Below are 8,812 nucleotides of genomic sequence, written 5' to 3' on the forward strand. Positions count from 1 at the left end.
TGTGCCACCCGGGGCGTCGGCGAAAGGGGCACAATGGGCGCCGTGCGTTGGGCTGAGGTGCAGGCGCCGATCGATGCGCTCGGGATCGCGGTCGACGAGACCGGCGTATGCCGAGTCCAATTCGGGGGCGTGCCGCCGAACGTGACGGTCTCGGCGCCGGACGAGGTGCTCGCGCGCGCCACCGACGAACTCACCCGCTATTTCGCAGGCGAGGACGTCGCATTCACGGTGCCGTTGTCGGTGCGCGGCGGCTCGGAGTTCGAGCGCGCGGTGTGGCGGCAGCTCTACGCCATCCCCTACGCCGAGATGCGCACGTACGGCCAGATCGCGGCCGCCGTGGGCGAGCCGGACGCGGCCCGCGCGGTGGGCACCGCCTGCAACCGCAATCCGATCCCGGTCATCATCGCCTGCCATCGGGTCGTCGGCGCCGACGGCAAACTGGTCGGCTTCGGCGGCGGCCTGTGGCGCAAGAAGGTCCTGCTGGAACTCGAGGCCCGAGTGCGCATCGAGCGCGAGTTCGGCCTCGGCTGAGAAACGCGAAGGACCGGCCCGCGGAAACGGACCGGCCCTTTTGCGGTACCGAATGATCTAGCGCTCGATTTCGCCCTTGATGAACTTTTCGACCGACTCGTGGGCGTCGTGGTCGTTGTACTGCACGGGCGGCGACTTCATGAAGTAGCTCGACGCCGACAGGATCGGGCCGCCGATGCCGCGGTCCTTCGCGATCTTCGCGGCGCGCAGCGCGTCGATGATGACGCCGGCCGAGTTCGGCGAGTCCCAGACCTCGAGCTTCAGCTCCGCGTTCAGCGGCGTGTCGCCGAACGACTTGCCCTCGAGGCGGATGTACGCCCACTTGCGGTCGTCGAGCCACGGCACGTGGTCGGACGGGCCGATGTGCACGTCGGACTTCACCATCTCGTGCGGGATCTGCGACGTCACCGACTGGGTCTTCGAAACCTTCTTCGAGACCAGGCGCGTGCGCTCCAGCATGTTCATGAAGTCCATGTTGCCGCCGAAGTTGAGCTGATAGGTGCGCAGCAGCTCGACCCCGCGGTCCTCGAACAGCTTGGCCAGCGCCCGGTGCACGATCGTGGCACCCACCTGGCTCTTGATGTCATCGCCGACGATCGGCAGGCCGGCGTCGGTGAACTTCTTGGCCCAGACCGGGTCGGAGGCGATGAAGACCGGCAGCGCGTTCACGAAGCCGCAGCCCGCGTCGATCGCGGCCTGCGCGTAGAACTTGTCGGCCTCCTCGGAGCCCACGGGCAGGTAGGACACGACCACGTCGACCCGCGCCTCGCGCAGGGCGGCGGCCACGTCGACCGGCTGCTCGTCGGACTCCTCGATGATCTCGCGGTAGTACTGCCCCATGCCGTCGAGCGTCGGGCCGCGCTGGACGGTCACGCCGGTGGGCGGTACGTCGCAGAACCTGATGGTGTTGTTCTCGCTCGCGCTGATGGCCGCGGCGAGATCCTGGCCGACCTTCTTCGCGTCGACGTCGAACGCCGCCACGAACTCGACGTCGCCGACGTGGTAGTCGCCGAACTTGACGTGCATCAGACCCGGTACCCGGTCATTCGGGTCGGCGGTGCGGTAGTACTCCACGCCCTGGATCAGGGACGAGGCGCAGTTGCCGACACCGACGATGGCAACGCGGACGGAGCCCATCGCGGATGCCTCCTTCTTGTTGTTCACGATGACCGCTCCGGATCTTGTGCCGAAGGCGGCTGAGGGGTCGTGCCATTGCGTTCGTTCGCAATGAGCTCTTCGAGCCAGCGGACCTCGCGCTCGCAGGCCTCCAGGCCGTGGCGCTGTAATTCGAGTGTGTATGTGTCGAGCCGCTCGGCGGCCCGGCTGAGCACGTCGCGCATGCCCTCACGGCGCTCCTCGACGCGACGCCGGCGGCCCTCGAGGATCCGCAGCCTGGTCGAGGGGTCGGTGCGTGCGAAGAACGCGAAGTGCACCCCGAAACCGGCCTCACTGTCGTAGGTCTCGGGGCCGGCGGCGCTGAGCAGGTCCTGGAACCGCTCCTTGCCTTCCGCGGTGATCGTGTAGACCACGCGGCCCCGCTTGCCAGTGAGCAGGGGAACCTCTTCGGTGCTGGCCGACATGCCCGTCGGCGGCGCACCCTCGCTGATCCAGCCGCCCGCCTGAAGGCGGCGCAGCGTCGGGTAGAGCGAGCCGTAGCTGATCGCGAAGCGGAACGCCCCCAGCTTGGTCGTCAGTTGCTTGCGCAACTCGTAGCCGTGCATCGGGGACTCGTGCAGGAGACCCAGGATCGCCAGTTCGAGCACCTCGGCCTCCCTTCCGTAACCGGCCCGATGTATCGGTCCGATACATCGAACGGTAAGCCGATACCCCGAACGGATGCAACAAAACTGACGAGGTGGGCCTGAACACAGCGCTGATCGGCTATCAAACGGTTACCGATTGTGACTGAGGTCGCCCTCGGCCGCAGGACCGCGTACCCTCGGGCGCATGCGTACCCAGCGTCAGGTCGTGGACTTCTCCTTGCGGAGACGCGCCCTGCTGCGTGAGGTGCAGTCGGGCCGCGTCGGCACCTATGAGGTGTGCGACGCATCGCCATACCTGAAAAGTGCAGCGAAGTTCCACGGCGAGCCGACGGACGAGCTTTGCCCCGTCTGCCGCCGCGAGAACCTCACCCATGTGCACTACATCTATGGTGACGAGCTGCGGCAGTCCTCCGGACAGGCCCGCCGCCTCGCCGAGTTGCCGATCCTGGCGATGACGCTGAGTGAGTTTCACGTTTACGTGGTGGAGGTCTGCCGCGCGTGCGGCTGGAACCACCTCATCGAGCAATACCTCCTCGGCCGCGACGGGCTCGCGGCCGGGCCGGACGACGGCGAGCGGCCGTCGCGCCTGCGGGGAGGGGCGGCCGAGTGAACCTGTTACGCGTGACGAAGCGTTGTCACGGGGACAGGACTGAAAGCGCGGACCCCCTGCTGGGGTCCGCGATGCGTGGCAACAACGCCACGGCGGCCAGGCCGCCCGGCGAGTGGCTCAGGTCACACACGACGGCGACGGAGCATGCGACGACGATGCAACCGGCAAGGTGGGACGAATGAACTACGGTGACCCGAGTAACCCCCAATCGGGCCGCGCGCAGGTTCCTGGAATCCAGCCGGGACCCCCAACCTCCGGCCCCCCGGCCTCGTCGGCCGGACGGGCCCAGGTCGGGCGCGCGAGCGTGGGACGGGCGGACCCCGGCGGCGCCAGCGGCTCCGCGAGCGTCGGTTCGGCACGCGTGGGCCCGCCAGGCGCCAGCGGCTCCGCGAGCGTCGGTTCGGCACGCGTGTCGCCCCCGAGCGAGCCGACCACCGGCCGCGCCTCCGTGACCGGCTCGGCGTCGGTGCCCGGCGCGGCGGGCCGCGCCACCGTCGGCCGCGCCGTCGTCGGCTCCGCGTCGGTCGGCGCGCCGATGGGCGGCGACATTATCGACGGGCCGGGCGGCTCGGGCGGCTCCCCGCCGAAACGCTCGGGTGGCAAGGGTGGTTCCGGTGGCCCGAGCGGCCCCAGTTCGACCGTCAAGGCCAAGAGACGCCGTCGCCGCAACATCCTCATTGTCTCGATTGCCGCCTTCATCATGATCGCGGGCATCGGCATGGTCAGTGGCACGTATTACTGGGACAAGGTCGCACTACCCGCCGACATCACGCTGAACCAGTCGACGACCATCTACTACTCCGACGGTGTCACCCCAATGGGGCGCATCGGCGAGGAGAACCGCACCGTCGTGCCGCTGGACAAGATTCCGGAGCACGTGCGGCACGCGGTCGTCGCGGCCGAGGACAACACCTTCTACACGAACGCCGGCGTCGACTACAAGGGTGTCGTCCGCGCGGCCTGGAACAACGTGACCGGCGGCGACCGGCAGGGCGCCTCGACGATCAGCCAGCAATACGCACGGCACTGGGCCGAACTCGAGGGCGTCACCTACGCGCGCAAGGTCCGCGAGGCCGTCATCGCGATGAAGCTCAACCAGCAGTACAAGAAGGACGACATCTTGGCGATGTACCTCAACATCGTCTACTTCGGCCGCGGCGCCTACGGCATCGAGGCGGCCTCCCAGGCGTATTTTGCCAAGCCGGCCGAGAAGCTGAGTATGGCCGAGGGCATGGTCCTGGCCGGCCTGATCAAGAACCCCGAGGGCAACGGCAAGGGCAGCCCGTTCGACCCGAACATCAACAAGGAACAGGCGGAGGGCCGGTTCAACTACATCAAGGGGCAGATGCTCAAGCTCAAGTTCTGCTCCGAGGCCGACGCGCCGACCAAGATGAAGTACCCGGACAAGGTGATCACGCCGGCCGAGGCGCGGGCCAACTCCGTGCAGTCGCAAAACCTCAACAAGCCCGAGGGCCTGATCATTCACCACGTCCTCGGCGAGGTCGCGGCGCTGAAAGACCCCACGACCGGCGCGCTGATCTACGAGGACACCGACGCCGACGGCAAGAAGAACTTCGACAAGATCCGCAACGGCGGCCTCAAGATCGTGACCACGATCGACAAGGACATCCAGCCGATCGCGGTGCGCAAGGCGAGCCGTAACAAGGATTCGCGGATGAACGGCCAGCGGGACAACCTGCAGGCCGCACTCGTCGCGATCGAGCCGGGCACCGGCGCGGTGAAGGCGTATTACGGCGGCGACAGCGGCAACAGCAACGACTACGCCGGCTACTACAACGACCCCGTTCTGGGCGATGGCAAGGACAGTTGCTGCGGCGGTCACCCGCCGGGCTCGACCTTCAAGGTCTACACGCTCGCCACCGGCCTGATGGCTGGATACAAGATCGACTCCATGTGGAACGGCGACTCGCCGGCGGACTTCCCGAACAGCGGCCGCACGATCAAGGGCGGAAACCCGGTCAAGAACGCCGGCGACGGCTCCCAGTCGTCACCGAAGTGTGAATCGGGTAGCGGTAAGTGGTGCACCCTCGCTGAGGTCACCGAGTTATCGCTCAACGTGCCGTTCTTTGCGCTCACCGAGAAGGTCACCCCGGCCAAGGTGATCGACACGGCGCGCGCCGCTGGCATCACCGACATGTGGGCGACCGTCGACAACAAGTCACAGAAGATCGACCTGGTGGCCAACGATGGCGCCAAGGTGTCGCCGACGTACTTCCAGACGGAGGTCGGCTTCGGTCAGTACCCAGTGACCGTGCTGGAGCACGCCGGCGGCATCGCCACGTTCGCGGCCCGCGGCGTGGCGGCCAAGACGCACTTCCTCAAGGAGGTGTGGTCCGAGGGCAGGAAAACCTACGGCGAGATCATCAACCCGAAGCGCATCCCGGGTTTCACCGACCAGATGGCCGACGACCTCAACACGGTGCTGCAGCGAGTGCCGAAGCACTACAAGCTTTATGCGCACGATCAGCGCCAGATCGCCGGCAAGACCGGCACCTGGCAGTTCGGTGGCAACAACGGCGCGGGCGGCAACGCGCATGCCTGGATGGTCGGCTACAGCGCCTACGACCCGGCCAAGAAGTCGCCTGGCCTCGCGGTCGCGGTGTGGGTCGGCAACAGGGCCGAAGAGCAGGCGCTCAAGGAAAAGGGCAGCAACAAGGACATTATCGGTGGTACGTTGCCCGGCCCGATCTGGCGGGACTTCCTCGACGAGGCGCTGACGCAGATCAAGGCGCCGAAAATCAACTTCAGGCCGCCGGCGAACACCGGCCGGATCGACGTCGGCACCGGCATCTCGCCGCAGCCGGTCGCCCCGCCGCCGGCCGACCCGAACAACCCGGGCGGTGTCCCCGGCCAGGGCGACCAGGGCAACTCGGGCAACCCGGGCAATCCGGGCGGCACTCAGGGCCCGGGCGGCAACGGGGGCGGCGTCGTCCCGACCGTCGATCCGACCCGAAGACGCTGATAGGTAGCGGGGGTTGCGGTGTGCGGCCACGGAACCGGCGGTATGTTCGCCCAGACCGTGGCCGCAGTCTTTGGGGGTGTGCGTTGGACACGGGCAGGCGCAGGGCCGTCCGGTGGGTGCTGCTCGGGCTCTTCGTGGCGCTGGTCGTCTACGGCCACATCTGGTATCGCAACCGTCACGACTGGTTCGACCTCGGCATCTACCGCCAAGCCGTGAGCTTCTGGCTCGACGGTCACGACATTTACGACTACGTCAAGCCCGACGACACCCAGGGCTCGCTCGGCTTCACCTACCCGCCCTTCGGCGCGCTGGTCCTGGTGCCATTCGCGGTGCTGTCCTGGATACCAGCCGTGGTGCTCTACAGCGTGGTCACGGTCGCGGCCGTGCTCGTCACGACGTACTGGCTGGTCGCCCCGGTCGCCCGTGGCAAGGGCTGGGAGCTGCCGTTCGCCTTGATCCTGGCCCTGACCGTGATCAGCGTGTTGGAGCCGATCCGGGAGAATTACACGTTCGGCCAGATCAACATGGTGCTCGTCCTGCTGATCCTCGCCGACCTGCTCGTGCTCATGCCGAGGGGCAGCCGGTGGGCCGGTGTGCTCATCGGCCTCGCTGCCGCCATCAAGCTCACCCCGGCCATCTTCATCGTGTACCTGCTGATCAGCCGCCGATACCGGGCCGGCCTGACCGCGATCGCGAGCGCCGCCGCGGCGACCCTGCTGGCGGTGGCCGTCATGCCGCGCGGCTCCGTCGACTTCTGGACCGACGCGCTGTGGCAGGGCGAGGGGATCGGCAACGCCGCGTACACCTTCAACCAGTCCCTCTACGGCATGCTCGCCCGCCTGGCCGCCCCGCACGACCCGAACCGGCTGCTCTGGGCCGCGCTGGCGCTGCTCACGCTCGGGTTCGGGCTGTGGCGGGCGCGCCGGGCCGCACTCGCCGGCGACGAGGTCGTCGGCCTGACCATCACCGGCATCGTGGGCTGCCTGATCAGCCCGATCAGCTGGGTCCACCACATCTACTGGTTCGTGCCCGCGCTGATCGTCCTCGCTGCGGCCCGCCGCCGCGCCTGGTTCGCGGTCGTCATCGCGGTCACCGTCGGGCTCGGCCTGGTCTCCTGGTTCGAGCAGGGGTTGCCGCCGGACCCGTGGAGCCACGGGATGCAGGGGTTCCTGATCGAGAACTGGTACCTGCTGTTGATGGTGGCGCTGCTCTTCGTCCTGCCGATTCGCGCGGATTCCCGCGTCGAGCCGGGGCTTTCACCCGCGTCCGAGCCGGCGACGGTACGGTGACACGATGCCGATGAGTTCGGGCCAGCCGAGCGTGCGCCCAGAGCATCTAGTCGATGAGCCCGCCAACTCCGACCGCTTCGTCGCCGGCCTCTCCGAGTCGATCGGCGGCCCGCTCGGCAACCATGCTGTGCGGTCCCGCCGGCTACCCGGCGGTGGCCGGTTCTGGACCCCGGCCCGCGTCGTGCTGCTGCTCATCTGCGCCATGCTGAGTTTCCACTGGGTGCAGAAGTCCCCCTGCCGCGACGCTGCCTGGGCGGACATGGCGCAGTACAAGTACTTCTGCTATACCGACGTCCTCGCGCTCTACTACGCCGAGGGCCTCAACGAGGGCCAGGTGCCCTACGTCGACCACCAGGTCGAATACCCGGTGCTGACCGGCGCCTTCATGGGCGTCCTCGGCCTGCCGGTGCACGACCTGCACCAGCGGGGCGTCATCCAGAACGACGGGCAGGCCTTCTACGACATCAACGCCATCGTGCTCGGCGCCTTTGGCGTCGCGGCCGTCGCCGCGACGCTCGCGGTGCGCCGCCGCCGGCCCTGGGACGCGGCCCTGCTCGCGGTCGCCCCAGCCCTGTTCGTGTCGGCGACCGTCAACTGGGACCTGTTCACGGTCGGGCTCACCGCCGTGGCCATGGTCTACTGGGCGAAACGAAAACCTGTGCTCGCCGGCGTGTTCCTCGGCCTGGCGACGGCGGCGAAGTTCTATCCGATGCTGATCGTCGGCGCGCTGCTCGTCCTGAGCATTCGCACCGGCAAATGGCGAGACTTCTTCGTCACCGTGGGCACCGGCGTCGCCACCTGGACGGTGTTGAACGCGCCCGTCGCGTACTTCTTCTGGGACTCGTGGGTCAAGTTCTGGGAGTTCAACCAGTTGCGCGGGATCGACTGGGGCACCCTGTGGTACATCGGGGCGCACTTCCCGCGCGGAGGCGGCCAGTACGGCTTCCCGTTCTTCCAGAACCTCGACGTCGACCCGGAGCACTCGACGCTGAACACCCTGTACTTGGGGCTGTTCCTCATCTGCTGCGCGGGGATCCTCCTCCTCGGGCTCACCGCGCCGAAGGAGCCCCGCCTGGCGCAGCTGGCGTTCCTGATCGTGGCGGCATTCCTGATCACGGGCAAGGTGTGGTCGCAGCAGTACGTCCTGTGGCTGATCCCGCTGGCCGTGCTCGCCCGACCACGCTGGGGCGCGTTCCTGGCCTGGCAGGTCGCGGAGGTCATCTACTTCGTGTCCTTCTACGGCGAGCTCATGGGGGCATCGGGCCGGCAGGTCTTCCCGGAGGGCGTCTTCGTGCTCGCCTCTCTTCTGCGCCTGGTCACCCTCGCCGTCCTGGTCGGGTACGTCATCCGCGATATCCGGCGACCCGAGGAGGACGTGGTCCGGCAGACGTACGAGGGCCAGGACCCCGACGGCGGCGTCTACAACGAGGATCCGATCGACGCCGACCTGCTCGAGCCGCCGCCTGCCCCGGCGCTGGCCCGGGCAGGCTAGCCCGTTTCACGTGAATCGACGGCCCGGCTCGATGCGCGCATCGAGCCGGGCCGTCGTGGGGGGTGTTGAGGCGGGGATAGGGAGATGACACCGGTTTAAAACACTAAACAAAGGACGAAAATCGGATGGCCGGGTAGTGGTTGG

7 protein-coding genes are annotated in these 8,812 nt (G+C 67.8%); 5 read left to right on the forward strand and 2 right to left on the reverse strand.

Annotated features, from left to right (window positions below):
* Nucleotides 1-33: 33 nt before the first annotated feature.
* Entirely contained in the window at nt 34-531 is a 498-nt protein-coding gene (locus AB0367_RS28595; protein ID WP_366229524.1) for a methylated-DNA--[protein]-cysteine S-methyltransferase, read from the forward strand.
* A 57-nt stretch (nt 532-588) separates the two neighbouring features.
* Here the strand turns inward: AB0367_RS28595 and AB0367_RS28600 are convergent, their stop codons facing one another.
* A complete protein-coding gene (locus AB0367_RS28600) occupies nt 589-1,668 on the reverse strand; it encodes an inositol-3-phosphate synthase (protein WP_366229547.1) in 1,080 nt (359 codons plus the stop codon).
* 23 nt (nt 1,669-1,691) lie between these two features.
* Nucleotides 1,692-2,294, reverse strand: coding sequence for a PadR family transcriptional regulator (locus tag AB0367_RS28605; RefSeq protein ID WP_366229525.1), 603 nt, complete (start codon nt 2,292-2,294; stop codon nt 1,692-1,694).
* Between the two features lie 184 nt (nt 2,295-2,478).
* Between AB0367_RS28605 and AB0367_RS28610 the strand changes: the two genes are divergently transcribed.
* The 4 genes from AB0367_RS28610 (at nt 2,479) to AB0367_RS28625 (ending at nt 8,668) form a co-directional block, all read left to right on the forward strand.
* Nucleotides 2,479-2,904, forward strand: coding sequence for a DUF5318 domain-containing protein (locus AB0367_RS28610; protein WP_350546106.1), 426 nt, complete (start codon nt 2,479-2,481; stop codon nt 2,902-2,904).
* A gap of 409 nt (nt 2,905-3,313) precedes the next feature.
* The gene (locus AB0367_RS28615) at nt 3,314-5,887 is read left to right on the forward strand and encodes a transglycosylase domain-containing protein (protein ID WP_366229526.1); all 2,574 of its coding nucleotides are present in this window, start codon (nt 3,314-3,316) and stop codon (nt 5,885-5,887) included.
* 83 nt (nt 5,888-5,970) lie between these two features.
* Complete coding sequence (locus AB0367_RS28620; protein ID WP_366229527.1) at nt 5,971-7,176, forward strand: glycosyltransferase 87 family protein; 1,206 nt, start codon at nt 5,971-5,973, stop codon at nt 7,174-7,176.
* A gap of 10 nt (nt 7,177-7,186) precedes the next feature.
* Nucleotides 7,187-8,668, forward strand: a complete 1,482-nt coding sequence (locus AB0367_RS28625; RefSeq protein WP_366229548.1) for a glycosyltransferase 87 family protein — start codon at nt 7,187-7,189, stop codon at nt 8,666-8,668.
* Nucleotides 8,669-8,812: the final 144 nt, after the last annotated feature.

This window comes from Dactylosporangium sp. NPDC051484, from assembly GCF_040689395.1.
In the GTDB taxonomy this organism is placed as follows: domain Bacteria; phylum Actinomycetota; class Actinomycetes; order Mycobacteriales; family Micromonosporaceae; genus Dactylosporangium.